This is a genomic window from Dorea ammoniilytica (assembly GCF_025567415.1).
GTDB lineage: Bacteria > Bacillota > Clostridia > Lachnospirales > Lachnospiraceae > Claveliimonas > Claveliimonas ammoniilytica.
The window spans coordinates 1-25,959 of the sequence record NZ_JAOQJV010000016.1 but is presented as its reverse complement, the minus strand read 5'-3'; the positions used below and the strand labels follow the sequence as shown (position 1 = coordinate 25,959).

Here is a 25,959-nt window from a genome sequence, read left to right as displayed (position 1 = left end):
TCATTTACTTTATGGACCTGTTTTGTTATGCTAAATATATCTTATTTTTTGAACATGAGTGAGAGAAAAAGGAGGAGACACATGTTAGAAAAATTTTTCAAACTAAGTGAGAACGGTACGGATGTCAGAACTGAGATCGTTGCCGGTATTACAACATTCATGACAATGGCGTATATCCTTGCTGTCAATCCAAATGTCCTGTCGGCTACAGGTATGGATCACGGTGCTGTATTTACTGCGACTGCACTGGCATCTCTGATCGGTACACTGTTGATGGCACTGCTTGCAAATTATCCGTTTGCACTGGCTCCTGGTATGGGACTGAATGCATATTTTGCATACACAGTTGTACTGGGAATGGGCTATACATGGCAAGTAGCTCTGACAGCTGTATTCGTAGAGGGTATTGTGTTTATTGTCTTATCCCTTACCAATGTGCGTGAGCAGATTTTTAATGCGATTCCAATGAATCTGAAGTCAGCCGTAAGTGTGGGTATTGGTTTGTTTATTGCATTTATCGGACTTCAGAATGCACACATTGTAATCGGTGGAGCAACTTTGGTAGAGCTGTTTTCACTGGATGGGTATAACTCATCAACAGGTCTGGAGGCAACTGCCTCTGATGTTGGTATCACGGTACTTCTTGCAATTATCGGTGTTGTGATCACTGGTATTCTGGTAATCAAGAATGTAAAGGGTAATATCCTGTGGGGTATCTTGATCACATGGCTGCTTGGCATTATCTGCCAGTTTACAGGTCTATATGTACCGAACCCGGATGTTAGCTGTTACAGCTTACTGCCAGATTTCAGCAACGGACTTTCTATCCCAAGTCTTGCACCAATTTTTGGCAAACTCCAGTTTGACGGTATATTTACATTAGACTTTGCAGTGGTTGTCTTTGCATTCCTGTTTGTAGATATGTTTGATACGATTGGAACGCTTATTGGGGTATCTTCTAAAGCTAATATGCTGGATGAAGAAGGTAAGCTTCCACAGATCAAGGGAGCACTCCTTGCAGATGCAATCGCAACAACTGCAGGAGCTGTACTTGGTACATCTACAACTACAACATTTGTGGAGAGTGCTTCTGGTGTAACAGAAGGTGGTAGAACAGGACTTACTGCAGTTACAACAGCAATCCTTTTCGGACTGTCACTGTTCCTGTCACCAATTTTCCTTGCAATTCCATCATTTGCAACAGCACCGGCTCTGATCATCGTAGGATTCTACATGCTGACCAATGTTGTTAATATTGATTTTAATGATATTGCAGAAGCAATTCCTTGCTATATCTGTATTCTGGCAATGCCGTTCTTCTACAGCATTTCAGAAGGTATCTCTATGGGAGTTATCTCATATGTAGCATTGAATCTGATTACCGGAAAGGTAAAAGATAAAAAGATCAGCGGTCTGATGTATGTACTGGCTGTACTGTTTATTCTGAAATATATCTTCCTGTAAGAAGTAAAGAAAGCGAAGATAATTATAAGAGCATCCTGAATCGTGTTTGTGCGATAAAGGATGCTCTTTAATTTTTAGTATTACGGAGGGGGAGCCCGCGTAGGATCAGAAGTTTGATAACCGTTTTAGCGATAGATGGTATTTTCCGTAATCAGGATAGACACGGATTGATCATGTTCTTCACAGCTGACTTCGTCAAGCAGTAGCTGTTCTCTACAGAGTGCCGCAGATGGAGCAGTAAGCTTAGCAAGTGTCCGGTCGTAATACCCGCCACCATGTCCAAGCCGTCGCCTTTTGCGGTCGCATGAGAGGCATGGAACGATAGCGAAGTCAATGTCTGCCAGATTTACCGGCGGACAGTGTTTGGCTGGTTCTGGAATGTTATAGAGTCCGGGAATCAGATCGTTAAATGATGTGATTTCGTAAGGTTCCATGATGCCTTTGTCAATGCAGCGCGGAACAGCAGTGCGTTTGCCGTCAGCCCATGCTTGTTTAAGTAGTCTGCGTGTGTCCACTTCTTTTTTGACACTGACATAACAGAAAATCATGGATGCATTCTGGTATTCTGGAAGAGTAATGATGGATTGGAAAATGAGCTGATCGGAGGAGTAACAATAAGTGGGTGATGATTGTTGGAGGCGACTGCGTATCTCATTGCGCTGCGTTTTTTTATCGGTAATACAGTTATTCATATTCATTTCCATTTCCTGCCTTTCTGCTAATAGTATCTGGAGAAATATAAAAAATGTCAAGAGAATTTGCCAGTTGAGGGGTGTAAGTTGACAGATTCTTCCAGATAGAGTACAGTTCAAAGTGGAACAAATAATACAGATGAGGTGACAGACTATGTTAAAAGTAGACAACCTTACATTTGAAGTAAATGAAGAGGGTAGAAAACGCTGTCTGGTGGATCATATCAGTTTTCAAGTAGAAGACGGAGAGATGCTTGTTATAACTGGACCTAATGGCGGCGGCAAGTCAACGCTGGCTAAAGTGCTGGCAGGAATTGAAAAGGAAGATAGCGGAGAGATTTTTCTGGATCAGGAGAATATAACAGAGTATGATATTGATCATCGTGCAAATGCAGGAATTGGTTATGCATTCCAGCAGCCGCCGAGATTTAAGGGTATGACTGTGAAGCGTATGCTGTCTCTTGCGGCAGGGAAGGAACTGACAGAAGAAGAAAGCTGCAGACTTCTGTCTTCTGTAGGCCTATGCTCGGCAGACTACATGAACCGTCAGATGGATGGTACATTGTCCGGTGGAGAAATGAAACGCCTGGAGATTGCAACTGTGCTTGCTAAGGAACATAAGGTCAGCATTTTTGATGAACCGGAAGCAGGAATTGATTTGTGGAGTTTTTCGATGTTGATCAAACGTTTTGAAGAGATCCATCAGGAAAAGAAAGAATGTCTGATTCTGATTTCGCACCAGGAGAGAATTATTCGAATGGCAGATAAGATTATGGTGATTGAAGATGGAAAAGTAAAGCAGTACGGTAAGAGCGAAGATGTTCTTCCAAGCCTGTTTCAGCAGGAAAAATGTCAGAAATGCGTAACAGGTATGGAAGGAGGTGTCTGCTAATGGTACAGTTAGATGCAACGACACAGGAAGTATTGAATCGGATCAGTGAAGAATTTGCACAGAAAGGTGCTTATAATCTCCGACAGAATGGAGTCGCATTGTGTCATGGAGACAGTGAGCATATCAAGATCCGTAAGAAAGAGGACAAACCGGGGATTGATATTCTGATCGATGGAGATACCAAAGGAGAAAGGGTATTTATTCCTGTTGTGGTCAGTGTATCGGGAATGACAGACCTGGTCTACAATGATTTCTATGTGGCAGATGGTGCAGATGTAACGATTGTGGCGGGCTGTGGTATTCATAACAGTGGCTGCAATGAAAGCCGTCATGATGGCATTCATACCTTTCATGTTGGAGAAAATGCAAACGTAAAATATGAGGAGAAGCATTATGGAGAAGGTAATGGTACTGGAAGTCGTGTGCTGAATCCTGTGACAAATATTGAGGTTGGCCGGAATTCGGTGTTTACTATGGACACTGCACAGATTAAAGGTGTGGACTCTACTGTGCGTGAGACGAATGTTGAACTGGCGGAGGGTGCAAAACTCTATGTATTGGAGAAGCTGATGACAGACGGAGAACAGAAGGCAGAATCTAATATTGAGGTATGTCTGGAGGGTAGCGGCTCATCAGCACAGATTGTATCACGCTCCGTCTGTAAGGGGCATTCTTTACAGACATTCCATCCAAAAGCTGTGGGAAGAAATAAATGCCATGCACATATTCAGTGTGATTCCATCATTATGGATCAGGCGCATGTAGGATCTATTCCTGAGATTCAGGCAGAGCATGTGGATGCGGCAATCATACATGAGGCTGCGATTGGCAGAATTAATGATGAACAGCTTTTGAAGCTTCGTACATTAGGAATGACAGAAGCGGAAGCGGAAAATGTAATTATCGAGAATTTCCTGAGTTAGGTATATGCAGAAAAGCTTTGTCTTAAAAGGGCAGAGCTTTTGTGTTATATAAGGGTTCGTCATGCAGAAAAGCACAAATGATAAGAATCAGCATATGGTAAACGAGAAGTTTATTTTATGGGAGGTTCTTATGAAAAAGAAATTGCTTTCTTTGTTGTTGGCATCAGTGATGGTGGTCGGCATGGTATGTGCCTGTGGTTCTGATAAATCTTCGGAGACCAGTCAGACAGTAAAAGATACAAAAGAAACAGAAGAGAAGAAACTAGTGTCTGTAACGTTGAATGAGGTGGCACATTCTATCTTTTATGCTCCGATGTATGTGGCGATTGAAGAAGGATATTTTGAGGATGAAGGCATTGAGCTGACGCTGGTTACCGGTTTTGGAGCGCGCCTCCCAGACAGAGACGCACTACAAAAAATCAACAAACTTGATCGTAGAGTCTTCATTCAGGTGGATCTGCTTGATCGTGGATCGCCAGAAGGCTCTGCGGTTCTCAGGAGACAGAGAAACATATAATGTCTTAAAATCAGACTGCAGCAGATCTTCCAGGAATGACAGGTCACGTTTGACTTCCGGTTTGATCCTGCTCAGATCCTTTAATTCCTGTTCGATCCGGTCATATTCGGAAGAGTAGTAATCCCATTCAACCCTGCCTTTTTGGAACAGCAGATTCAGACGTTCCAGTTCTGCATTCAGCTTTTCCGGCGTTTTCGTCTGCGCTATTTTCTTTTTCTCTTCCTCTATTTTCTTCACACGTATCTGGTATTTCCTATATTCCGTATCCAGATTATCCAGCAGATATTGTTCAATCAGATTCTGGCTCAGTCTGTGTCTGTATGTACAGATTCGATCATTATGCGCTCGGCTGCAACGATAATAGCAGTAATCGCGTTTTTCTCTGGTCTTTCTATTGATGATGGACTTGCATCCGGTTCCACAGAGAAGCTGACCGCATACCGGACAGCGGATCAGGCTGGTGAACAGATAGATCCGGCCGGATTTGGCACGTTTGATATTTTTATGGGCGATCTTCTGAAGTTCATTCCATTGTTCTTCTGTAAGGTATGGTGGACAGTACGGAAAGCCACGATATGTACCTTTGTAGAATTCACTGGACAGAAGAGTACGCATGATAGCCCAGCTGAAGTTAGGATCATAATTATCCTGAATATATCGGAGTGTTGCACATTTGTTTTGATGCTTGAAGAAGTATTTGTAAAAGGCGTTTACTGTTTCTTCGCGCTCCGGATCTTTTACCATGCACTTCCGATCGTCAACAATTCCAGACTTATATCCGTATCCCATGTTGGCATCACCGAAGATCAGTTTGCCTTGCCGGATAGAAGCCTCATTCACGAACTTGATACGTTCGCTGGTGGTGTCCACTTCATTCTGACCGATGGACAGGACGACATTCAGCTGCAGTCTGCCGTCACGCGTCTCCATGTTGATGCCCGGTTCACTGGCAGACATCCAGCGCACCCCATATTCATCCAGGATATCCTGCACTTTGTAAAAATCAGAAAGATTACGGAACCATCTATCAAGCCGCCAGAACAGGATAACATCAATTTTCCCGGCTTTTACATCCTCAAGCAGAGAATGTATAGCCTTACGTTTTTTGAGCTCTTTACGAGCCGTTTTGCCCTCGTCAGCGTAGACTCCGACCACGATCATGTTGTGATCAGAAGCATACTGCTGCAGGTAGGACTCCTGCGCTTCCAGTGACTTGCCGTGCATACACTGCTCAGCGGTGCTGACACGGATATAGAGAGCGCAGCGGATAATTTTGTTCGTCATCATATCACCTTCCTAAGTATATGTGCGATGTCGCACAAAAATGGGTATAAAAAATACAGCCAGCGAGGAACGAGTGTTCCGCTTGCAGTGGCTGTCCGAAGATGATACAATATTCGTGAGTTGGTAGCTCGTTTGTATATCTTCGGATATGCATCAACCGTTCCTGTTGGCGCAGGGGCGGTTTTCTTTTTTATTATTTCAGTGCGTACATTCCAATAACTTGTCCAATTTGAACGATGTTACTTGATCCTGAAAATTCAAATCTGACTTTGCCGAGTCCACTGAAATACATCTCAAGTTCACTATCTAAATCAAAAACTCCAGCTGTTTCAACAGAGAATGCTGAAATTTTAGCATAAGGCAATGAAGTGAAGTCTTTCTTTGCCCCGGTTAATCCCTGGACGTTACATGAGATCACTCGCTTGTTCGTAAATACAACAAAATCACGAATGCTTTTGTATGCACCAATAACAAGTTCGTCATTGATAAGAAGTGGTTCTATATCTTTCATTACTGCCTCAGGTTTAGTCTGTTTCAACTTTACGAATGAACTGTTTTTAAAATCGATCATAATAAATCCCTCTCTTTCTTTAGTTAAATAATACACACAACATATATATAATCGCAAATGCGGTTATATCATTTAATCTTTCCAGGTTGCAACCTGGAGCATCATTTTTTAATCACATACATTAAAAGCTATGCAGTTAATAAATCTAAATTATCTGATCGCTTACTCCAACGAATTGGATTTACATCATAACTCTGAAATCCATCTTCTATTCCTCTTCCAATTCCGTTTGCATCATTGAGAAATACAATAAGTTTACTGTCCGCTCTTCTAGATGGTTTGGTATCTTCCCAAGCAAAGAGAGCATTGCTCATTGTAGTTTTTGAAGGATTATTTATTGCAAGGCATAGCCTTTCTGGTTTATATTTCGAACGCTGTATGGCAAAATCGTAATTATGATAAAATCCAGATTTCCCCGTGAACTGTACATTTTCCATACAGAAAATATCGTTCTCTTTGAAAAATGCTTGGATGTCATCAAGGAAGTATGAACCAACTTTGGTTCTTGATGTCATATACATATCCGAAACGCGCATTAAGCACTGAGTAAAGGCGTGCTTTTTTTGAGCAAATTGGCTTGCGGGAGCTTTTAAAATAAGTTCTTTGTTTTGGAGTTGAACGCCATATTGATTTAAAATGAGTGTTAACTGTTTTTTTCTATTTGAAGTAAATGAAAAACCTGTCATTTCAAGAGAATTGATAGTAAATCCATCGTCCGTAAAATACAATTCATCACCATCTTGCTTAACGTAAAATTGAAGATAATCATTATCATTATCTAAAAAAGGTGTATTTATTTCATAGTATTCTCCTACTTTAGTAAAAGAAATTTCACTTTTTAACCATTCTGCATAGGAATTTATATATTCTTGAATGTTCATTTCTACACCTCCTTATTGAAATATTATAGCAATTCAAGTTGATAATTAATAGATGGCTTTTCAATGATGTTGAATCTTTCCATGAATAGAAGAGTATTTTCCACAAAATGATCTGACTGAATGTCCTCAGCAGGAAAAGCTTGCTTTCTACCGTATTCTTCGGTATAGATATGCCAATGAGATCCGGTGAGTTTTTCTCCATCTGGATTGACATGAGTTTTATTGGGATTGACATGTAATTCTAGGAGCATAATACCATCTTTTTTAATCCGTGCACCAATTTCGTATTTAGTAGAATTGATTCTTCCTCGATAAATTCTTGTGGCAAATAAATCTTTCTTTTCAGATCCAACAACGTCAAATTCTATTGAAGCTCCCTTCTCTGGAAAAGCTATTTCATCGGCAAGAGATTTCTTAAGCATAGAAAGTAGATGCTCGGCCTCCTCTTGAGTAAGTCTTTTGTTTTCGCTCATATGTATGTATACCTCCAAAAACAAAACATCAGTTCGGTGATGTGCCGTTTTTTTTAATATACTTTATAAGTTATCACCATATAAATAGTGATGTTCTGCACGTTTATACATATCGCAGTTCTCCATAATAAACTGCACACGCTTTTTGTCTCTTTCTATCTGACGTTTTATCGCCTTACGCTCACGCTGGAGTCGTTTGATGCGTTCCAGATATTTAGCAGCTGGTTCAGCAATTTTCTGACGGTGAGCATAGTATTCGATTTCTTGTACATTTTCTTTCTGGAAGTCATTATTTTTAATATGATGCATTGCATGCTCAAATGCCCTTTGCTGGGACTCATAGTTAAGTCCGGCATTTATGAGAATAGTATAACTTCCGTCTTCGTTGGGAACTACCATTTCATTTCCTTTTTTCGAGGGAAAATCCATGAGTACAACATTAACATCCGGTGTCGTCAATATCACCACGTTCCTTTCGCTTCAATGCGAGCGCCATGCTATGTAAAGCTTTCAGATCAGCTGGATCCATGTCCTTCTGGACATCAAATAGCGCTCTAAGTTCTTTGTTTTCAAATATTTCTTGTGCTACCTGAGCAGTTTCGTCATTCAGATAGTATTTCTCAGTGTTGGATGCATCATCATTATCTCCAATTATATCTGAAACGGACACATCAAGAAAATCAGCTATCTGTTTGATTTTTTCCATACTAGGTACATTTTTATTGAATTTGCTAATTGAGCTTCGAGCAAATCCTAATTCTTTTTCTAATCGATTAATAGAATATCCTTTGCTTTTCGCAACTTCTTTTACCTGTTCATACAGTCCCATAATCAATACCTCAAAATTTTGCGCAAAAGAGTATTGACATACGTAAAATATTGTGTATAATAATAATCAAGAGTTACGCAAGATTTTACGAAAGTCAAATGATTTAAAATTTAAAAAATTAGTAGTTGGCACTTCTAATAGTAGAATATTTTACGCATTTTGTCAATATATAAACGTAAAATCTTGCGCAAAAGAAAGGAGGGTAAAAATGTCTATATATGAAAATATAAAGACAGCATGTAAGAAATCCGAGATTTCTATTTCGGCGTTGGAGAACAGATTAGGATTTTCCCGTAGTAGCATTTGCAAGTGGGATACAAACACACCTGGCGTTGATAAAGTTAAAGCAGTAGCAGACATCCTTGGAGTTACGGTGGATGATCTGCTGGCAGACACACAAGACGATGGTTAGGAGGTGAGCGGGGTGACAATTTCAGAATGCAATTCTCCAGTGGCTGAGAATATCCAGCAGATTATACGCGAAAATGGGTTGAAGCAAATATACATTGCGGAAAAAGCCGGATACACAGCACAGATGTTAAATAACATGCTTGTTGGTAGGAAAGTCATCAAAGTATGTGATGTGATCAGGATATGTATGGCACTGGGAGTTGATGCCAATACACTTTATAAGATCGAGAAAGGAGAGGCCTGAGATGAAAGAACAGAAAGAAAAGCCATTGTACGATGAAATGGTAGAGGGATTATCTGTTTTTGTGATCCGCACAGCGGACAAAGATAACCCAACGCCAGCGGAATTGAATGCGATGGTTGAGATTACAAAAATTTTATTCAGAACAATTTAAAAGGCTCAGTGAGAGTACTGAGCCTGACCAATTAATGATTGGCGTGTTTATGATTCGCTAAAGTAGTTCCAGCTTTAGATTTAGCAGACGGAGATTTACTTGTGGAGAGTGTATGTCCAGCTTTACTAACTTTAGCGGAAGGTTTACAAGAACGACCTTTTGCCATGCAATCACTCCTTTCTATTAGAATTTTGAAGCTTCTAATAAAAGGCTACTACTAAAATCGTAATGTGTCAATATAAAACACAATATAATGTACGAAAATATGTTCTGGAACACAAAATGATGTATGACAGACTGTATAGTATACAGCTAAACAAATATGATGGCAATAAAAAACTAGGGAGTTAAGAGAAAATTAAGAAGAGGAGCAACAAGTACAAACAGTATCACATAAACATACAGAGAGGTGGTGTGAGTGAATCCGGATATGACAAAGATTATACAGGAGCTGATCTCTTTGCTGGAAGAACAGGAGAAAGTGAAGATAGATTACGAGCTGGATAAGACCGCCTGAGGCGGTAGAAAGGAGAGACAAGCATGAAAGCAGAAACATTGAAGTGGATCGGCACGGCGCTGATCGTGATCGGACTGGCTGGGGCGTACTATACCATAGCGACCATGAACAACCGTGGAGGAGTGATGCTGATCGATTTCGTAAGAGAAGCAATCTGGTGTGTGGTGATGACCGCCGGAGCACATTTAAGAGGAAGGGGTGAGATAGATGGAGAATAAGCAGAAGATATTGGACTTGCTGTTACCAGCATTACAGGAGACACGCAACTTGCATGATCTGGTGGAGTTAGAGTACCGATCAGACCGGGGACTGGTGTATGCGAAGTTCGCAAGTGGAAATTACAAGATTGCAAATGTTGCGCTGGATTCCGGGACAGCAATGATTACGGATGTGATCAAACAGATCGTATAAGAAAAGAGTGCTCTCATAAGCCCGGCAAGGCGAGAAGCACTCAGAAAATTAATCAACTTTATTATAGGGAAAAAGAAAGGATTAGTCAAATGATTAAATATTCAGTAGTAGATATGGGGGATGAAACAGTAAGAAGTGAAGTGCAGATAGAGGGAAATGTCAAGCTTCTTATCGTTGAATTTGGACAGATAGCAGGTCATTTATATAAGGCGTTTAAGTCTGGTACGAACGCAAGCATGGCGAAGGGCTTGCTTGTAACTGCAGTAGAAACCGGTATTAAAGAAGCTGAGAAGGAGCAGGAATAATGGACCGATACGATTGGGCTGATCAGGAGCGCTTAGTCCAACAGGACATTGAAGAGTTGGACAGGCTGGATCGGATGCGTAAGCACAGGAAACGTCTGGCAGAAGAATATAGGGAAAGGGAATTTAAGGATGAGGACGAAAACGCTTAAGATTACCACGGATGACAAGATTTCTGTCATCGAAGTGGACGTAAATAATATCAAAGATCTCCAGAATGCTATTGGCGGAGGTCTGGTAGAACCGGTTAAAACACAGAAGCTGTGGGATTACTTCAAGGCTCCAGTACTCATGCTAGTGGATGAGGAAGGACTACTTAAGGATTTGCCATTGAATTTCTTCGGCAGCATAATGTATGGAACATTGGTACATGGATGCCCGATTGTAGGTGATCTGATCTTGGTATTGGAAGTCGGTGAGCAGTGGACAGGACTTGGAGATGTAGATTCTGAACAGTGGAAGCAGAAGATTCTGAGAGATTACTCCACGACAATGAAGGATGGAGATAAGGAGGAATAGGGAATGAACGAACTGACATTAGCTATTAAACAGAATCCAGGAACGATAGAAATGAATTTCGATGCCCTGGAAGAACAATTAGATAAGAAATTGGATGAATACAGAGGCGCTGTATTTACCGAGGATACAAAGACTATTGCCAAGGCAGAGATTGCAAGTCTCAGAAGATTGAAGAAAGACATTGAGGACGGTCGGAAGACAGTTAAGAAGAAATGGATGGAGCCTTACGATGCATTTGATAAGAGGATGAAGTCATTGTCTGCTAAGGTCGATGAACCGATTAATGCGATTAATGAGCAGGTTCAGGCATTTGAAGAAAAGCGCCGGAAGGAAAAGCGGGAAGAAATCCAGCGGATGTATGAAGATTGCACTTCAGAATACGAAGACTGCAGAGAGTTTATCAATCTGGACAAGCTGTATGATTCGAAATGGGAGAATGTATCTGTATCCATGAAATCGATCAAAAAGGATATGACAGAAAAGATGTCCACAATCCAAACTGCAGTCTCCAGCATCAAGGCAATGAGATCAGACAAAGAACCGGATGCATTGGCTTTATATAAGAGAACGCTGAATCTGAATGATGCGATCCAGATGATAACGACTTATGAGCAGAATAAGGCTGATGCATTGAAACGCGAGGAAGAATGCCGGCAGCGAGAAGAAGAACGTAGAAGACAGACAGAGATTGAACGTGCAAGAGTTGCGGAACGAGAAGCGATTCGCAGGGAAGAGCAGATCCGCAAAGAAGAACAGGAAAAGGCGCAGCAGACAGTAGAACAGACTCCTGTGATTGCGGATGATGAACTGCCGTTTGAGCAACCATCCACAGTGACTGCGTTTTACAGAGTAATAGCTACTCCGGCGGAGTTGGAAGAAGTGGAAATGGCATTTAACAGCATTGGTATTTATTTTGAGCGGAGGACAGTTTAATGCAGGAAGATGGAAAGATACATATTCCGGCCAGAAGTAAGCAGCCGGTTGATCAACAGACCGTAGTAAAGCTGAGTCCGGAGGCATATAACGTGTTGGTGGATATTTATAATGAATCGGCATTATCTCTGAAACAGATTGCAAGCATTTTGATTGTGGAGTCTGCCAAGAGAGTCGTTTATGACAAGGAGAGTTAGATGAAAGAGGAAAGGATAATAGAAAATCCAAAGATTTATGCTGCTATTGCCGGAGTTATTGCAGATTGTGGAATCGTAGGAAAAGATAAGGTGAATAAGCAGCAGGGATTTAAGTATCGCAGTGTGGATGATGTGTTTAATGCACTTCATCCTGCACTGGCGAAGAATAAGGTTGTAATTATTCCGACAGTTGTAGAACGTCAGTGTGAAGAAGTCGGAAAAACGAAAAATGGTACAGCTATACTTAAAGTCATCTGTAAAGTGAAATATGACATTTGCGCTGAAGACGGATCGCGTGTTACGTCCATCATTTATGGAGAAGGCATGGATATGGGGGATAAAGCAACTAATAAGGCAATGGCTATTGCTTATAAGTATTTATGCTTTCAGGTATTTTGTATTCCGACAGAGGAAATGTCTGATCCAGATGGAGAGAGCCTGGAAGAAAAGATTAGAACTCCTAAGAAGCAATTAGAAAAGAAGCAGGAGAAGCCAAAAGAGCAGCCGGCAACGACAGAGTCGTCCAATGATGAAGCGGAAGATGTGAAGATCAGCCAGCCGATGCTTGCTACAATTCAGAACGAGCAGAAGAGAACCGGTGTGACTGATAAGCAGATTCTGGCAATGCGTGATGTAAAAGCGAAGAAGATTGAGGATATGACAGTTCTGGAGTACAAAAAAGTTATGAGTAAATTCCAGAAGACGCCAGATCTTCAGAGGGAGGCAGAGCAGGATGAATAGTGTGCAGCTTGTAGGAAGATTGACCAGAGATCCGGAAGTCAGATATACAGAGGGCGGTTCATCTATTGCGAGATTTGCACTTGCAGTAGATCGCCGGTTCAAAGGTGAGAACGGACCAACAGCAGATTTCCCAAATTGTGTTGCTTTTGGAAAGACTGCGGAGTTTATTGAAAAGTATTTTCATAAAGGTATGCGGATGGGATGCCAGGGACGGATCCAGACAGGATCATATACCAACAACGATGGTCAGAAAGTGTATACAACAGATGTGGTTGTGGAAAATTGTGAGTTTGTTGAGTCAAAAGGATCACAACAGCAGGCACAGGATAACAGTGGATTCGGACCAGTGGGTGATGATGGATTCCAGAATATTCCGGATGATATCGATGAAGAACTGCCGTTTAACTAGGTGGTGATCAGATGGTAATACAGATAGACAGCCGGGAGAAAGCCAGGGCAATTACTAAGATTGTGGAGACATTTGACCAGCATGGAATCAGGCATCCGGTGTCTAAACTTATGGTCGGGGATTACATGAACTACGATAATCCCCGGCTGATTATTGACAGGAAACAGAACTTGTCAGAATTATGCAGTAATGTGTGTCAGGATCACGAACGGTTCCGGAGAGAGCTGATCCGGGCGAATGAGAATGATATCCAGATGGTGTTTTTAGTGGAGCATGGAAAAGATATTAAGCGTCTGGAGGATGTGATCTGGTGGGAGAACCCCAGACGATGGAAACGCAGGAAGAATCCAGAGACTGGAAAATGGGAAGATGTTGAAACTAAGGCAATGACCGGCGAGACACTGTATAAGGTGCTCTGTACGCAAGAACGAAAGTACGGATGCAAGTTTCTGTTCTGTGATAAAAAAGACACCGGAGAAGAGATTATCCGGATTTTATCGGGGGGGGTGACCTCCTGTGACCAGTGATGAGATCCGACAGGAATACAGTATGAGAGACATTCTGACCAGATGCGGTCTGCCCCAACCTAATAGGGCGGGATTCATTCAGTGTCCATTCCATAAGGGCGACCGGGAGGCATCGATGAAGATATACGACAGGGATTACAATTGCTTCGGCTGTGGAGCTAATGGAGATATATTTAGCTTCATAGAGCAATTCTATGGTATTGGATTTAAAGATGCGTTCCTGATGCTTGGCGGAACTTACGAAAAGAAATCGTCCTACGCTTCTAAGCTCGCTATTTACCGGGCAAAGAAAGCGCAGGAAATGAAGCGAAAAACGGCGCAGAGAGAGCAGAGCAGGCGCAAACTGAACAATGCTCTGATCACAATTTACAGAAGTTATATGGAACGATCTGAGCCATTATCAGAGGTCTGGTGTGATTGCTATAACGCCCTGCAGTATCAACTGTATGTGGGCGGATATTTGGAGAAGTGAGGTGATAGAATGTGGAGCCGTTGATAAAACTGGATAAGAACAGCATCCTGGGGGAAGAAATTTTTGTAGAGATATTTGACCAGGAAGACGAGATAGCAAAGGCGCGCATGATTCTGTCACTTACAGATCGCGCATCAGAACTGGGCGTTAAAGGGAAATTTGAGGAGCTACTAAAAGCATACAAGAAAGTTGATCGGGAGAATAAGCGGAAAGAGCGCGAGAAACCAATCACGATGCTGGAGAGATGGACTAATTTTGATGGACCTTATGACAATATGTTCTGTGGTGCGTGGCTAGCCGGGGAAGATGGGATATATGCGCAGAATGACAGCCAGATTGACTCTGTAGCTTGTTATCATCCTATTCTCCCAGTAGAGCGGATGAAGAACATGGAAACAGGTGAGGAGCAGATTAAGATCGCATATAAGCGTAATCGGATCTGGAATGAGATCATCGTGCCAAAGACAATGGTGACATCTGCCAGCAAGATTGTTGCTCTTTCCGGAAGAGGAATATCGGTGACATCTGAAAATGCAAAACTTCTGGTCAGATATCTGTCTGATGTAGAGAATATGAACGACAGTCATATCAAGGTGCAGTATTCTACCAGCAAGCTCGGATGGATTGGAGAGCAGTTTATCCCCTATGATACGGATATTGTATTTGATGGAGACCAGAGATTCCGACAGGCTTATGACAGCGTGTCAGCGCATGGGAACTGGAAGTTGTGGCAATCGCATATTTTGAAACTGCGCAAGTCTGGCCGGGTAGAAATTAAATTCATGATGGCAGCATCATTTGCGAGTGTGCTGGTTAGCCTTCTGGGAGGACTGCCATTTATCGTAGATCTTTGGGGAGAAACCGAAGGCGGTAAAACAGTATCTCTTATGGTTGCGACATCGATTTGGGCGAATCCGGATGAATCTGCGTACATAGGAGATTTTAAGACTACAGAGGTAGCGTTGGAAGCAAAAGCAGATATGTTGAATCATTTACCGATGGTACTGGACGATACCAGCAAGACCAGTAGCCGGATCCGGGATAATTTTGAAGGCATTGTATACGACCTGTGTTCCGGAAAAGGCAAAAGCAGATCCAATAAAGATCTTGGCATTAACCGAGAGAACCGCTGGAAGAATTGCATTCTGACAAATGGGGAACGTCCATTGAATTCTTATGTATCGCAGGGCGGAGCCATTAACCGTATTCTGGAAGTGGAATGTGGGGAGCATGTCTTTAAGGATCCGCAGGAGACTGCAGAGACTGTAAAGAAGAACTATGGTCTGGCCGGGAAACGATATATAGAAGCATTGAAGTCTCTGGGGGTGGAGGAAATACGCCGGATCCAGAAAGATTTTCAGACAAAACTGTACGATGATGAAGCCATGCAGAAACAGAGTATATCTCTGGCTATATTGTTGACCGCAGATAAGATCGCAACAGATTGTCTGTTCAAAGACGGACAGTATATCACCTTGGAAGAAGCGAAGAGCGTTCTGATCAACAAAAATGATTTGAGTGATAACGAACGCTGCTATCACTATCTGCAGGACAAGATCGCCATGAATGGCCAGAGATTTGATATAAGCACCAATGCTGAACAGTGGGGAACCTTAGAGGACGGGTATGCAATCATTTACAACCAGGCATTCAAGGAGTTATGCAAGAATGGTGGATTTTCCGACAAAGCCTTTTTGTCATGGGCAGACCGCAAGAATCTGATTATGACACAGGGAGGCAGGTTGACGAAAGTAACGAGAGTGAACGGAGATCCGAAGAGATGCGTGGTTTTGAAGCTAAATGAAAATGTTGATCAGGATGGCTTTAGGAAGCTAGAAGAGTATGAACAAGAAGAGTTGCCATTCAAATAATGTTACCAAGTGTTGGTAACAGAAGAAAGCTGTCAACCATGGGCTTTAGAAGCATTTTTTTGTGAGTGTTACCAAAATTACCAATCAAAAATCAACCCTTATAGAGAAAAGTAAATGTATGAATGTTGTACATATATTTTTCTCCTATATGGGGAAAGTTGTGGTAACACGGTAACAAAATTGAGAAAAGTGCTGTAAACGCAGTAAATACAAGGGTTAGAGACGTTTCCCGTTTTTGGTAACATACATTGAAAAACGGTAACAAGAGGTAACAGAGATTATGGAAGAGCGAGTAACAAAGATATATAACGCCTGCTGGAAGAATTACAAAGAGTATCTGGCTAATCATGATATGGATGCATATAATAAACGATCGCTTGAACTATGCAGGCAATACGGTGCAAAATCAGATATAAAAAATCTATTATTTTGGTTTTCGCCAATCGTGAATAAAATACACGATGAATATTTGGGGAGGACGAACTGATGACAGAAAAAAAGAAGAAAGAGAAGAAAGCAGAAACGCATATCTGTCATGCCTGCGAAGAGGTTATCTATCCAGAGGACGAACAGGAATACGTGAAAACTAAGCGTAATACGAAGATGTGGTTTCATAGAAATTGCATAAGGAGACAGATGTATGGCAGTAATAAGAAGCATTAGAGGTGGAACAGCTGGTCTAAATGAAGAGGATCGGCTGCAGATAGCCAGGTTATTAATCAAGGCAGGATATTCGGTCAGAATTGGATATCAGGTCATTCCTGGCAATGCAAAAGGGAAGAAAGAATATGTTATAGAGTACTGGGAGGAAGAGTAAGTGGCAAAGATGAATGATTATATGGCAGGTCGTCAAGATGGCTTACAGCTTGCGCTTACCATTGTGGAGAAGAATGGAGTCGATGGGCTGAGAGATGAGATCGAGTTCCGGAATGCTACAAAGATCCATACCCTGCTTGACAGAAAGAGCCTAGAGATTGCCACGAGAAAGATCAAGGAAATGACGATGGATACATTCACTATCTTGTGCGTGGCAACTCTCAGAGATGAATTTGATTTTGGGACAAAGCGGTGTCAGAGGTTTATTGACAGAATGAATTTAAAGGCTGAGTGTCTGATGGATGATATCGTTGGATGGCAGGACTTCATAGACAATATCGATGAAGAGATGGGGATTAAACTTAGAATCAGGAGGAATGATTGATGTACATAGAAAAATCCTTAAAAGAAGCATTAGAAGATTATATGTTAGGCAGACCGGTCACAGTTTTGTGGACAGGTAATGATGGTGGCATGAATGCAATGAGATTGTCCGATCTGTTGGAACAGGAAGAGAACCACTATCTGGTGAATGTGCCGGCGGTAGCGAATCCAGAATTTGAACAGGCGGTACGGGAGATGGAAGAATCTGCTCAGCCAGAACCGGAAGAGATCATCCAGGCAGTGCATGACACCCAGGAAGAGCCGGAGGACTGCCCCCCAACGCGCCACAGAGAGAGGAGAAGCCAATGATGAGTAAGCGAGAAGAAGCAGTTGAGCTGAGTCAGAATGGCATGTCAATGCGGGAGATATCGAACGAGCTTGGCATATCATACAACACAGTATACGGGTGGCTTAGAAAGCCGAAGTCCGGAAAGACAGGCGATAATGCGGACAGACATCTGTGCAGGACATGTCAGTACAGCATGGGCAGCTATAGGAAAAGCAATGCCGGTATGAATTGTAATTACATTGGCATTACCGGAAAAAAGCGACCATGCAAGCCGGAGAGCTGCACGGTGTATGTTAAGGGCGAGAGGTTGAAGGATAAGGAGGATGAATAGATGCGATATACAGAATATCATGCTGGGAAAGCAGTAGTTAGGGACAAGAGCTTGTTGGCTGAAGCTATGGAGAAGTTAGCAAAATTTGAGGACGAGGAAGAAAGTGGTGGTTGGATTCCATGCAGTGAGAGACTGCCGGAAGATGAAAGCTACATACTGGTATCATTTCAAAATTTCACAATGCCAGATATCGCAAGATACGAAGAAAATGACGAGGGCGGTACATTCTATCCTGGAGACGATGAAAAATCTTATTTAAGCTACGGATTATTTGTTAATGCCTGGATGCTACTTCCAGAGCCATATAGGGAGAAAGAATAAATCAAGGCTTGGACGATAGAACTTTGACAATTGAATATTGATGGTTGGAATGATATAATTTCCGTATCAAATAGGCGGGAGGAAAATCAATGAGAGAAGTATGCGGAACTAATAAATGTTTTTGGTGTGAAGAAGTTTTAGATTGGAAATATATACCAAGACCGCGAAATGGGCAAATCGTTACTTATATGATGCCTGATGTTAGTGCAGACATAACTGCAATCGGAAGAGATGAAGACGGCAAAATAAAAATAGAAGTTTTGTGCACTTGTCCTGGATGCGGAATAAAAAACAAATACATCAAATTAGTATAGTTTCTTACCAACCATCAATATTCGGTGGTTGGTATTTTTGTACATAAAATTAGGAGAAAGGACGAATTATGAGAAGTTACAACATTAGATTACCAAGAGAAATTGAAGTGGATATCTTCAATCTTCCGAAAGATTTTGAGGAAAAAGTAAAACAGGCATTTCGGGAATATACGGATGGGACAGCGAAAGATTATAGAGACTGCGACAGATTAGGATTTGTTGACTGTTGCGTAAGACATATTAACGGAGGCAAGTATTCGTACGATGTAGTTGACGAAAAAGTTAAAAGTTTTATCTCTTCACAGTGGGAAGAATACGGACAGCTTGACAACAAAGATGATGTATACAGTGTTGACTTTATGGCTGATTGTTACGCAGAAGGTGTACGAAACGCAGTGTTGTGCTCTCATTTCGGAAGTGATGATCACCACATCTACGACCAGATTCAGAGAGTTCTTGTGCAGGTGATTACAATTGTGATGAATTATGAGGAGTGAGACGATGAATAGAATCAAAAGCACATTACTGATCATCCTGTGCTCTGTAGCATTATGTGGATGTGCCAAGGAACAGGAACGGAAAGAACCTACTCCAATCACAGTGCGGAATCCGGATATCACGGACACTGTGGAGTTTCAGAGAGCTGTAGCGGCTAGGATGGATGAGCTATTAGGCGGAGAGGTGTCGCTGACGGTGTACATGGATACGGCAGAGGATTTTAACTACATCGGAGAACTGGAGATCATCAACGATGGTTCGGACGGAACCAGACCGGTGATATTCATCCATGCCGATCACAAGACCGAAGAAAGCGGGTGGTGGTAGATGCGGAAGAAGAGAGATAAAAAAGAACAGAAGATAGCTCAGAAGAAGCATTATGATGGTCTGGAAGCCAAGACAGATGAGAAAGCTCTGGCGGACTTCCGGAAACCGGCATATCAGAGCGTGAGCGTGTCAGAGTATATCAGGAAGAAGTACGGCAAGGGGAGTGATGCGGATGGACAAGGAATGTCTGAAAAGGTACCGAGCGAATAGAAGAGAGCTGCTAAGTTTGGAACGGACATTGGAAAGATTGTATGCGCAGCTGGAGGATGTGCCGGAGGTATCTGGTAAGGTGAGTAAGTCGTCTGATAATTTTCCGTACATAGAGCAGCATGTGACGGTGCAGATGCAGGAGCCGAAGAAAGCTTCTGAGATTAAAGACCGGATCCGGAAGAAAGAGAAGCGGCATAAAGCTTTGTTAGCTGATATGGCAGAAGCAGAACGGATCATCATGAAGATGCCGGAAGGACTCAGCAGACAGATACTGGAGTCGGTGTACCTGGAAGGAATGAGCCAGCAGGAAGTCGGAGAGGTTGTCGGATATACGCAGGCGCGGGTATCTCAGATCATAAGAATAGCCATGAAAGATTTATAACATTTATAATTTAGGTGTGGTATTATTATACTAGACAAAGAAGAAAACTTCTTCGATGGCATGATGAATTGACTTCCTTGTAACTAAAACCTGAGAGGACAGCCTGATGCAAACTGGGCTGTCTTTTCTATTGTACAATGTTTATAAATGGGATATTATGGAAGTAGGTTTTAGGTATGGGAGGAAATGTGAGATGGTAAGTAAAACAGAAGAAAAAGAAAGATGCTTTGTTATAATGCCAATTAGTGATCCAGAGGAATACGAGGATGGTCATTTTAAAAATGTATATGAAGATATTTTCAAACCTGCGATAGAAGCGGCTGGATATGAGGCTTTTAGAGTAGATGAATGTGCATCAAGTAATTTGATTCAAGTTAGCATTATAGATGAAATTATCAGTGCCCCAATGGCTTTGTGTGATTTGAGCACTAGAAATCCCAATGTATTATTTGAACTCGGAATAAGACAAGCATTTGATTTACCAGTTGTTCTGGTTCAAGAAGAGGGAACTAAAAGAATATTCGATATTTCAAACATCAATACCATAGATTATAGAAGCAAATTAATATATCGTGAAGTGATAGAAGATAGAGAAACAATATCTAAAGGGATTAAAAGTACAAAAGACGATAAAGATGGTATTAATTCTATTGTTAAGTTATTAGAAATAGGAAAAAAAGCAGAGCTACAAGATGATAAAATGTCTGAAAACCAAGAATTGAAATTTATGATAAAATCATTGGCTAATGAAGTAAATCAAATTAATAATTCATTAATGAGGTTGAAGTTAGAGAGTTCTGTATTGAATAGTGTTAACAATAGAATTATAGAGCCAATTGATGAAGTGGATAAAATAGATAAATTAATGACAATGCGAAGACGAACTTTAAAGAATAAAAAATATAAAGTATATGAAGTCGCAAAAGCATTGGAGGTAGAGAGCTCTTGGCTGATAAATATATTGCAAATCCTTAGACCAGAGCAAATGACACATATGTCAAATATGTCGGTTGATGATTTTGATTTTTTGATAGAATATTATAAGAAAAATTATTTTTAAAAGAGCGCAGAATAAATAATTTTTGGTAAGGGCACCCTCCGGGGTGTCTTTTCTAATGCAAAAATAGACCAGAATTGAAGGTGGTGAAGTGGCTGGATATGAAAACATAAGAGATGCAAATGACAATCGAACTCCGGAAGAGCGCCGTGAGTTAGCAAGAAAAGCAGGTCAGGCAAGCGGCAGGGCGAGACGTCGGAAGGCGAACTTCCAGAAGACGCTGAACATGCTGCTCACTGCTGAAATAGACAGTAAAGAATGGTCGCCGGTTTTAGAGTCGCTTGGAGTAGAGTGTACCTTGGAATCGGCTTTATTAATGGCACAGATTAAGCAGGCACTGACAGGAGATACGCAGGCTGCCAAGTTTGTAGCGCAGTATTCCGGACAGAGTAACAGAGCTGAGGAAGATTTAGAGAACAAGAAGGCTGAGACGGAACTGATCAAAGCCAGGAAAGAAGCTATCACAGGTGAAAATGAGACTGATGAAGCTCTTGATCGGCTGGATCAGATACTGAAAGAGGTGCGGGACAATGCAATTAAGCAAGAAACAGAATGAATACATTGTGAACGCAACTCATAGATGGAATATTAAATCAGGAGCAGTGCGTTCCGGGAAGTCTTTTGTGGATACAGCTTTTGTGATTCCATTCCGGATCAGGGAGAGGGCAGGCAAGCCGGGACTCAATGTTATCCTGGGAGTATCCAAGAGTTCCATTGAGCGAAATGTGCTGCAGCCGATGCGCGAGATCTATACCGATAAGCTGATCGGACAGATTAACAGTCAGAATATCGCACGGATCTGTGGAGAGGAAGTGTATTGTCTGGGGGCTGAAAAGGTCAGTCAGGTGGCGAAGATACAGGGAGCCAGCATCAAATATTGCTACGGTGATGAGATTGCCAAGTGGAACAAAGAAGTGTTTCAGATGCTGAAATCAAGATTGGATAAACCGTATTCGTGCTTTGATGGATCATGTAACCCAGAACATCCGACGCACTGGCTGAAGGAGTTCCTGGACAATGATGAGTTGGATATCTACCTGCAGAGGTACACGATATTCGATAATCCATTCCTGCCAGCAGAGTTTGTGGAACAGCTCTGCAAGGAATATGAGGGTACGATTTATTATGATCGTCTGATTCTTGGACTATGGAAGAGAGCAGAAGGAGCGATTTATAAACGATTTGCAGACAATCCGGAGAAGTTCCGGTGTGAAGTTTTGGATGAGCTTGAGGAAAAGCCACAGTATAAGCAGTTCAAGAAAAACGATATTGTATCGATAGAGATCGGACTTGACTTCGGAGGAAATCAGTCCGGTCATTCTTTTGTGGCCAGAGGATATACAGACGATTACCGGGACGTGATTGGTCTGATGTCAAGACGAATCATGGCAAAGGACACGGATGCTGATATCGACAGCAATATGCTGGATCAGCTGTTCTGTGATTTTCTCCAGGATGTCATTGATCAGTATGGTGTGATTGTAAAACATGGGGATTACGTAGAATACTGCAATGTAGAATCCGTGTACTACGATAATGCAGAGACAGTGCTCGGTAATTCAATCCGGAATGCAGTAGAGAAGAGATTTCCGTGGATGATCGTGAGAAAAGCAAAGAAAGCATCTATCATTGATCGAATCCGTTGCACAGTCCGGCTCATGGGTGCCGGCAGATTCTGGATCACGGAGGACTGCAAGTCTCTGCAGACAGCGTTTTCAGATGCAGTCTGGAACAAGGACGTGAAGGACAAGGATGAACGTCTGGATGATGGCAGCACCGATATTGATAGCCTGGATGCTTTTGAATATACGATCGAGCGAGAGATGCGCGACCTGATAGAAGAGGTGTGAGATGTTTGATGGATTAAAAAGACTATGGGGAAGGATAGTGAATATGTTTAATTACACGACATTAAAGAGTATAGTTGGCAAAGACGTGGCACTGTCACAGACCATGATTGATGCCATCAACAAATGGAAGAATATGCTGGCCGGTAAGGCGGACTGGTGTGATGATACCGTAGAGTCCTTGAAGCTGGAGGAAGGCATCTGCCGTGAGTTTGCAGATTCGGTACTGGTGGAGATGGAAGCCAAGATACTGAACAACGACAGCATGGACAAGGTTCTGCAGAAGAGTCTGTCTGACATAAATGAGAAACTGCAAACAGGTCTCGCGCTTGGAGCAATGGTTCTTAGACCGTTGGGACCAGACAAGGCAGAGTATGTTGCTGCTGATAAATTTATCCCGATCAGTTTTGATGATTCTGGTTCTCCGAATGACATTGCATTCCTGGTTGTGAAATGTATTGGGGAGAATAGTTATTTCACCAGAGTGGAAAGACATTATTTCACGAACGGAAATTTGACCATCGAAAACAAATGCTATCACTCAGAGAGCTTAAATGATATCGGGCAGAGCTGCAGCCTGGATGAGGTACCAGAGTGGGCAAACATTCTACCTGGTCCGATCATCTATCGAGGTATGACGGAAATGGATTTCGGGTATTACCGGAATCCAGTCGATAACAAGGTGGACGGTTCTTCGTGCGGCGTATCGGTGTATGAATCAGCGGAAACATTGATCAGAAAAGCAGATAGACAGGGCGCGCGTTTGGATTGGGAGTATGATTCCGGAGAGCGTGCAATTCATGTAGATGAGAGAGCACTCAAGAGTAAAGGCGGGAAGACTTATCTTCCAAGATTAAAAAAGCGTCTGTACAAGGGACTGAATCTCGAAGATGGCAAGGATAAAGAACTGTATAAGGAGTATTCGCCAGCAATGCGGGATGAAGCGTTCCGCAGAGGCTTGGAGGAATACAAGCGGGAGATTGAGTTTAATGTTGGACTTGCCTATGGAGATCTGTCAGATGCACAAGAAGTGGATAAGACAGCTACAGAGGTGATTGCTTCCAAGAAGAGAAAATACAACCGAGTTACGGCAATCCAGGAAAAATTGGAAGCATGCTTGAATGGATTTGTGAATGCGCTTGCATTTTACAACGGTTCTTATATGTCTGGTGTAGAGTTTATCTGTGATTTCAACGATTCTATTTTGACGGACGAAGAATCGGAGAGACAGCAGGACAGACAGGATGTCAGCATGGGAGTAATGAGCGCGCTGGAGTACCGGATGAAGTGGTACAACGAGGACGAGGAGACGGCAAGGTCTAAGCTGCCAGAGCAGAATCAGGTGATGGAGTAGTATGCGAGATGATTACAAGAACAAGATTGTCAGCAAGATTGCCGGCAGGTATCAGGATCTGGAAGAGCGTATCATGCAGGATATTGTCCGGAGGATTGTGAAAGCCGGTGAGATCACCAGTACAGCTGACTGGCAGATTAACAGATTGCAGATTCTGGGGTATTCTTCCGAAGATATTGAAAAAAGTATTAAGGATGCACTGAATGCATCATATCCGGAGATGTTTGAGTTGTATGACAAGGTGATCAACTGGGAATATGTCCGAAATAAGGATGTATACGAGCAGATCAATGTCAAGTACATACCGTTTGAACAGAACAAGCAGCTGCAACAGATCACGGACGCCATTATAGAACAGAGCCTGTCTGATATGGAGAATATCACCAGATCGATGGGATTCTATCTGGATTATGGTGGAAAGAAGGTGCTCACTCCATTATCACAGGTCTATGCCGATTACCTGGACAGTGCTTGTATGGATATTGTATCTGGGGCATTTGATTACAACAGCGTCCTGAGACGGACTGTTACGCAGCTCACGAACAGCGGACTTCGGCAGATTGATTATTCTTCCGGGAGAGCTAACCGGGTTGATGTGGCTGCAAGAAGAGCGGTCATGACTGCAGTCAGTCAAATTACCGGAAAGATATCTGAGTACAACGCACAGAAGCTTGGAACAGAGTATTTTGAAGTGGAGTGGCATGCGGGAGCACGTCCGACTCATGCAGTGTGGCAGGGACGTGTCTGGTCGAAAGAGCAGTTGTATTCAGTCTGTGGGCTAGGTACCGTGACCGGACTTCTGGGAGCTAACTGCTACCATACTTATCATTTGTTCTTTCCAGGATTATCCGAACGTAACTGGACAGATGATTGGTTGGAAGAGCAGAACCGAAAAGAAAATGAACCAAGAGAGTTCCTAGGTAAAGAATATACTTTGTATGAAGCCAAGCAGAGACAGCGTCAGATGGAAGTGGCTATGCGTGCTCAGCGCGAGAAGGTGCGGTTGTTGCAAGCCGGTAAAGCTGATCGGGATGAGATCATCCTCCATAAGGCGAAGTATCAGGGGCAGCTGAATGAGTATTCCAGATTCTGCCGGAAGATGGGACTTACAGAAGAGCGTGAACGAATCTATCTGGATATGCGTGGTCATGTGGCAACAAACAGCAAGCGACAGAATGCATTGTTCCCGTCAGAAATGATTGAGAATGCATCCAAAGATGTGGCTCAATATAAACGGTATAAAGAAGTTCTAGGAGATTCCGTTGGTTCGCTTGCTAAGTTTGGACAAGTGAAATATAATGATAGTGAGAAATGGGAATATCTGAATGGATTAAAAGAGTACCTGGAAAAATATCCAAATAGTAGTAAAAAATATTACGATGTTCAAGTAGCCTTGCGGTCAGAAAAACTGACAAAAGGTATTGTGCTGCCGCCGATTCAGAAACAGGCATTTATCCTGCCAGAAGGTAAGCATGAGCCATATCATATTATGCAACGAATGTTAGAATGATATTGTCAATATTGGTTTACACTTTATTCTCAAGAATGTTCGACCTTATGCAGCCCCCTGCAGTGAAGCATAGTATTGCTGTCGTTTA

The 25,959-nt window shown here is 42.2% G+C and carries 43 protein-coding genes; 35 read left to right on the top strand and 8 right to left on the bottom strand.

Annotation, left to right across the window (positions count from 1 at the left end; genetic code table 11):
* Positions 1 to 81 precede the first annotated feature (81 nt).
* Positions 82 to 1,464, top strand: a complete 1,383-nt coding sequence (locus OCV65_RS10740) for an NCS2 family permease (RefSeq protein WP_118382202.1) — start codon at positions 82 to 84, stop codon at positions 1,462 to 1,464.
* 125 nt (positions 1,465 to 1,589) lie between these two features.
* Here OCV65_RS10740 and OCV65_RS10735 read toward each other — a convergent pair whose 3' ends face one another.
* Complete coding sequence (locus tag OCV65_RS10735; protein ID WP_262582085.1) at positions 1,590 to 2,156, bottom strand: 5-formyltetrahydrofolate cyclo-ligase; 567 nt, start codon at positions 2,154 to 2,156, stop codon at positions 1,590 to 1,592.
* A gap of 154 nt (positions 2,157 to 2,310) precedes the next feature.
* On the opposite strand from OCV65_RS10735, the gene OCV65_RS10730 reads away from it, so the two are divergent.
* The 3 genes from OCV65_RS10730 (at position 2,311) to OCV65_RS10720 (ending at position 4,488) form a co-directional block, all read left to right on the top strand.
* Positions 2,311 to 3,048 (top strand): ABC transporter ATP-binding protein, encoded by a 738-nt coding sequence (locus OCV65_RS10730; RefSeq protein ID WP_262582053.1) that lies wholly within the window; start codon positions 2,311 to 2,313, stop codon positions 3,046 to 3,048.
* A complete protein-coding gene (locus OCV65_RS10725; protein WP_262582052.1) occupies positions 3,048 to 3,971 on the top strand; it encodes a SufB/SufD family protein in 924 nt (307 codons plus the stop codon). Before OCV65_RS10730 ends, OCV65_RS10725 begins: the two co-directional genes overlap by 1 nt.
* A gap of 130 nt (positions 3,972 to 4,101) precedes the next feature.
* On the top strand, positions 4,102 to 4,488 hold the full coding sequence (locus OCV65_RS10720) for an ABC transporter substrate-binding protein (RefSeq protein WP_262582050.1): 387 nt from the start codon (positions 4,102 to 4,104) through the stop codon (positions 4,486 to 4,488).
* Here the strand turns inward: OCV65_RS10720 and OCV65_RS10715 are convergent.
* The 6 genes from OCV65_RS10715 to OCV65_RS10690 form a co-directional block, all read right to left on the bottom strand.
* Positions 4,381 to 5,772: a recombinase family protein gene (locus OCV65_RS10715; RefSeq protein WP_262582049.1), complete on the bottom strand. Its 1,392-nt coding sequence runs from the start codon at positions 5,770 to 5,772 to the stop codon at positions 4,381 to 4,383. The two genes, OCV65_RS10720 and OCV65_RS10715, sit on opposite strands and share 108 nt — an antisense overlap.
* A gap of 193 nt (positions 5,773 to 5,965) precedes the next feature.
* Positions 5,966 to 6,343 carry a PH domain-containing protein gene (locus OCV65_RS10710; protein WP_118452840.1) on the bottom strand — a complete coding sequence of 126 codons (378 nt, stop codon included), beginning with the start codon at positions 6,341 to 6,343 and terminating at the stop codon, positions 5,966 to 5,968.
* Between the two features lie 128 nt (positions 6,344 to 6,471).
* Positions 6,472 to 7,224 (bottom strand): DUF1829 domain-containing protein, encoded by a 753-nt coding sequence (locus OCV65_RS10705; RefSeq protein ID WP_262582047.1) that lies wholly within the window; start codon positions 7,222 to 7,224, stop codon positions 6,472 to 6,474.
* Positions 7,225 to 7,247: 23 nt separating this feature from the next.
* Positions 7,248 to 7,697, bottom strand: a complete 450-nt coding sequence (locus OCV65_RS10700) for a DUF6978 family protein (protein WP_262582046.1) — start codon at positions 7,695 to 7,697, stop codon at positions 7,248 to 7,250.
* A 63-nt stretch (positions 7,698 to 7,760) separates the two neighbouring features.
* A complete protein-coding gene (locus tag OCV65_RS10695; protein ID WP_262582045.1) occupies positions 7,761 to 8,156 on the bottom strand; it encodes a hypothetical protein in 396 nt (131 codons plus the stop codon).
* Positions 8,137 to 8,526: a helix-turn-helix domain-containing protein gene (locus OCV65_RS10690; protein WP_262582043.1), complete on the bottom strand. Its 390-nt coding sequence runs from the start codon at positions 8,524 to 8,526 to the stop codon at positions 8,137 to 8,139. The genes OCV65_RS10695 and OCV65_RS10690 overlap by 20 nt, the downstream gene beginning before the upstream one ends.
* Positions 8,527 to 8,734: 208 nt before the next feature.
* Here OCV65_RS10690 and OCV65_RS10685 point away from each other — a divergent pair, with 208 nt between their 5' ends.
* The 3 genes from OCV65_RS10685 to OCV65_RS10675 are packed head-to-tail and all read left to right on the top strand — an operon-like array spanning position 8,735 to position 9,332.
* Positions 8,735 to 8,938 carry a helix-turn-helix domain-containing protein gene (locus OCV65_RS10685; protein ID WP_262582042.1) on the top strand — a complete coding sequence of 68 codons (204 nt, stop codon included), beginning with the start codon at positions 8,735 to 8,737 and terminating at the stop codon, positions 8,936 to 8,938.
* Positions 8,939 to 8,950: 12 nt separating this feature from the next.
* The gene (locus tag OCV65_RS10680) at positions 8,951 to 9,181 is read left to right on the top strand and encodes a helix-turn-helix domain-containing protein (protein WP_262582041.1); all 231 of its coding nucleotides are present in this window, start codon (positions 8,951 to 8,953) and stop codon (positions 9,179 to 9,181) included.
* Position 9,182: 1 nt separating this feature from the next.
* Positions 9,183 to 9,332: a hypothetical protein gene (locus OCV65_RS10675; protein WP_262582040.1), complete on the top strand. Its 150-nt coding sequence runs from the start codon at positions 9,183 to 9,185 to the stop codon at positions 9,330 to 9,332.
* Positions 9,333 to 9,363: 31 nt separating this feature from the next.
* On the opposite strand, the gene OCV65_RS10670 is transcribed toward OCV65_RS10675, so the two are convergent.
* On the bottom strand, positions 9,364 to 9,498 hold the full coding sequence (locus OCV65_RS10670) for a hypothetical protein (protein WP_262582039.1): 135 nt from the start codon (positions 9,496 to 9,498) through the stop codon (positions 9,364 to 9,366).
* 374 nt (positions 9,499 to 9,872) lie between these two features.
* Between OCV65_RS10670 and OCV65_RS10665 the strand changes: the two genes are divergently transcribed.
* From OCV65_RS10665 to OCV65_RS10530, 28 genes are all read left to right on the top strand, one after another.
* Positions 9,873 to 10,067: a hypothetical protein gene (locus OCV65_RS10665; RefSeq protein ID WP_262582037.1), complete on the top strand. Its 195-nt coding sequence runs from the start codon at positions 9,873 to 9,875 to the stop codon at positions 10,065 to 10,067.
* Positions 10,057 to 10,260, top strand: a complete 204-nt coding sequence (locus tag OCV65_RS10660; RefSeq protein ID WP_262582035.1) for a hypothetical protein — start codon at positions 10,057 to 10,059, stop codon at positions 10,258 to 10,260. Before OCV65_RS10665 ends, OCV65_RS10660 begins: the two co-directional genes overlap by 11 nt.
* 89 nt (positions 10,261 to 10,349) lie before the next feature.
* Entirely contained in the window at positions 10,350 to 10,565 is a 216-nt protein-coding gene (locus OCV65_RS10655) for a hypothetical protein (RefSeq protein ID WP_262582034.1), read from the top strand.
* Positions 10,565 to 10,714 (top strand): hypothetical protein, encoded by a 150-nt coding sequence (locus OCV65_RS10650; protein ID WP_262582033.1) that lies wholly within the window; start codon positions 10,565 to 10,567, stop codon positions 10,712 to 10,714. Before OCV65_RS10655 ends, OCV65_RS10650 begins: the two co-directional genes overlap by 1 nt.
* Entirely contained in the window at positions 10,695 to 11,081 is a 387-nt protein-coding gene (locus OCV65_RS10645; RefSeq protein ID WP_262582032.1) for a DUF3846 domain-containing protein, read from the top strand. The genes OCV65_RS10650 and OCV65_RS10645 overlap by 20 nt, the downstream gene beginning before the upstream one ends.
* Before the next feature lie 3 nt (positions 11,082 to 11,084).
* Entirely contained in the window at positions 11,085 to 12,014 is a 930-nt protein-coding gene (locus OCV65_RS10640; protein ID WP_262582031.1) for a DUF1351 domain-containing protein, read from the top strand.
* Complete coding sequence (locus OCV65_RS10635; RefSeq protein ID WP_262582030.1) at positions 12,014 to 12,211, top strand: hypothetical protein; 198 nt, start codon at positions 12,014 to 12,016, stop codon at positions 12,209 to 12,211. Before OCV65_RS10640 ends, OCV65_RS10635 begins: the two co-directional genes overlap by 1 nt.
* Positions 12,212 to 12,952: an ERF family protein gene (locus OCV65_RS10630; protein ID WP_262582028.1), complete on the top strand. Its 741-nt coding sequence runs from the start codon at positions 12,212 to 12,214 to the stop codon at positions 12,950 to 12,952. It abuts the gene before it with no gap.
* The gene (locus OCV65_RS10625) at positions 12,945 to 13,361 is read left to right on the top strand and encodes a single-stranded DNA-binding protein (protein WP_262582027.1); all 417 of its coding nucleotides are present in this window, start codon (positions 12,945 to 12,947) and stop codon (positions 13,359 to 13,361) included. The genes OCV65_RS10630 and OCV65_RS10625 overlap by 8 nt, the downstream gene beginning before the upstream one ends.
* A gap of 11 nt (positions 13,362 to 13,372) precedes the next feature.
* A complete protein-coding gene (locus tag OCV65_RS10620; RefSeq protein WP_262582026.1) occupies positions 13,373 to 13,888 on the top strand; it encodes an ERCC4 domain-containing protein in 516 nt (171 codons plus the stop codon).
* On the top strand, positions 13,878 to 14,360 hold the full coding sequence (locus OCV65_RS10615) for a CHC2 zinc finger domain-containing protein (RefSeq protein ID WP_262582025.1): 483 nt from the start codon (positions 13,878 to 13,880) through the stop codon (positions 14,358 to 14,360). Before OCV65_RS10620 ends, OCV65_RS10615 begins: the two co-directional genes overlap by 11 nt.
* An 11-nt stretch (positions 14,361 to 14,371) precedes the next feature.
* Positions 14,372 to 16,231: a DUF927 domain-containing protein gene (locus tag OCV65_RS10610; RefSeq protein ID WP_262582024.1), complete on the top strand. Its 1,860-nt coding sequence runs from the start codon at positions 14,372 to 14,374 to the stop codon at positions 16,229 to 16,231.
* 486 nt (positions 16,232 to 16,717) lie between these two features.
* On the top strand, positions 16,718 to 16,894 hold the full coding sequence (locus OCV65_RS10605; RefSeq protein WP_262582023.1) for a hypothetical protein: 177 nt from the start codon (positions 16,718 to 16,720) through the stop codon (positions 16,892 to 16,894).
* On the top strand, positions 16,872 to 17,048 hold the full coding sequence (locus tag OCV65_RS10600) for a hypothetical protein (RefSeq protein WP_262582022.1): 177 nt from the start codon (positions 16,872 to 16,874) through the stop codon (positions 17,046 to 17,048). Before OCV65_RS10605 ends, OCV65_RS10600 begins: the two co-directional genes overlap by 23 nt.
* Positions 17,049 to 17,432 (top strand): hypothetical protein, encoded by a 384-nt coding sequence (locus tag OCV65_RS10595; protein ID WP_330666934.1) that lies wholly within the window; start codon positions 17,049 to 17,051, stop codon positions 17,430 to 17,432. It abuts the gene before it with no gap.
* Positions 17,432 to 17,740 (top strand): hypothetical protein, encoded by a 309-nt coding sequence (locus tag OCV65_RS10590; protein WP_262582021.1) that lies wholly within the window; start codon positions 17,432 to 17,434, stop codon positions 17,738 to 17,740. The genes OCV65_RS10595 and OCV65_RS10590 overlap by 1 nt, the downstream gene beginning before the upstream one ends.
* A complete protein-coding gene (locus OCV65_RS10585; protein ID WP_262582020.1) occupies positions 17,737 to 18,051 on the top strand; it encodes a helix-turn-helix domain-containing protein in 315 nt (104 codons plus the stop codon). The genes OCV65_RS10590 and OCV65_RS10585 overlap by 4 nt, the downstream gene beginning before the upstream one ends.
* Positions 18,052 to 18,372 (top strand): DUF551 domain-containing protein, encoded by a 321-nt coding sequence (locus OCV65_RS10580; protein WP_262582019.1) that lies wholly within the window; start codon positions 18,052 to 18,054, stop codon positions 18,370 to 18,372.
* Between the two features lie 89 nt (positions 18,373 to 18,461).
* Positions 18,462 to 18,686, top strand: coding sequence for a hypothetical protein (locus tag OCV65_RS10575; RefSeq protein WP_262582018.1), 225 nt, complete (start codon positions 18,462 to 18,464; stop codon positions 18,684 to 18,686).
* Between the two features lie 68 nt (positions 18,687 to 18,754).
* The gene (locus OCV65_RS10570; protein WP_262582017.1) at positions 18,755 to 19,183 is read left to right on the top strand and encodes a hypothetical protein; all 429 of its coding nucleotides are present in this window, start codon (positions 18,755 to 18,757) and stop codon (positions 19,181 to 19,183) included.
* Positions 19,184 to 19,187: 4 nt separating this feature from the next.
* Positions 19,188 to 19,511, top strand: a complete 324-nt coding sequence (locus tag OCV65_RS10565) for a hypothetical protein (RefSeq protein ID WP_262582016.1) — start codon at positions 19,188 to 19,190, stop codon at positions 19,509 to 19,511.
* The gene (locus OCV65_RS10560; RefSeq protein WP_262582015.1) at positions 19,512 to 19,721 is read left to right on the top strand and encodes a hypothetical protein; all 210 of its coding nucleotides are present in this window, start codon (positions 19,512 to 19,514) and stop codon (positions 19,719 to 19,721) included.
* Complete coding sequence (locus OCV65_RS10555) at positions 19,684 to 20,103, top strand: sigma factor-like helix-turn-helix DNA-binding protein (protein WP_262582014.1); 420 nt, start codon at positions 19,684 to 19,686, stop codon at positions 20,101 to 20,103. The genes OCV65_RS10560 and OCV65_RS10555 overlap by 38 nt, the downstream gene beginning before the upstream one ends.
* Before the next feature lie 193 nt (positions 20,104 to 20,296).
* Positions 20,297 to 21,163: a hypothetical protein gene (locus OCV65_RS10550; protein ID WP_262582013.1), complete on the top strand. Its 867-nt coding sequence runs from the start codon at positions 20,297 to 20,299 to the stop codon at positions 21,161 to 21,163.
* A gap of 88 nt (positions 21,164 to 21,251) precedes the next feature.
* Positions 21,252 to 21,716, top strand: a complete 465-nt coding sequence (locus OCV65_RS10545) for a hypothetical protein (RefSeq protein ID WP_262582012.1) — start codon at positions 21,252 to 21,254, stop codon at positions 21,714 to 21,716.
* Positions 21,691 to 23,010, top strand: a complete 1,320-nt coding sequence (locus tag OCV65_RS10540; protein ID WP_262582011.1) for a phage terminase large subunit — start codon at positions 21,691 to 21,693, stop codon at positions 23,008 to 23,010. The genes OCV65_RS10545 and OCV65_RS10540 overlap by 26 nt, the downstream gene beginning before the upstream one ends.
* A gap of 1 nt (position 23,011) precedes the next feature.
* The gene (locus tag OCV65_RS10535) at positions 23,012 to 24,361 is read left to right on the top strand and encodes a phage capsid protein (protein ID WP_262582010.1); all 1,350 of its coding nucleotides are present in this window, start codon (positions 23,012 to 23,014) and stop codon (positions 24,359 to 24,361) included.
* A 1-nt stretch (position 24,362) separates the two neighbouring features.
* Positions 24,363 to 25,871 (top strand): phage minor capsid protein, encoded by a 1,509-nt coding sequence (locus OCV65_RS10530; RefSeq protein ID WP_262582009.1) that lies wholly within the window; start codon positions 24,363 to 24,365, stop codon positions 25,869 to 25,871.
* Positions 25,872 to 25,959: the final 88 nt, after the last annotated feature.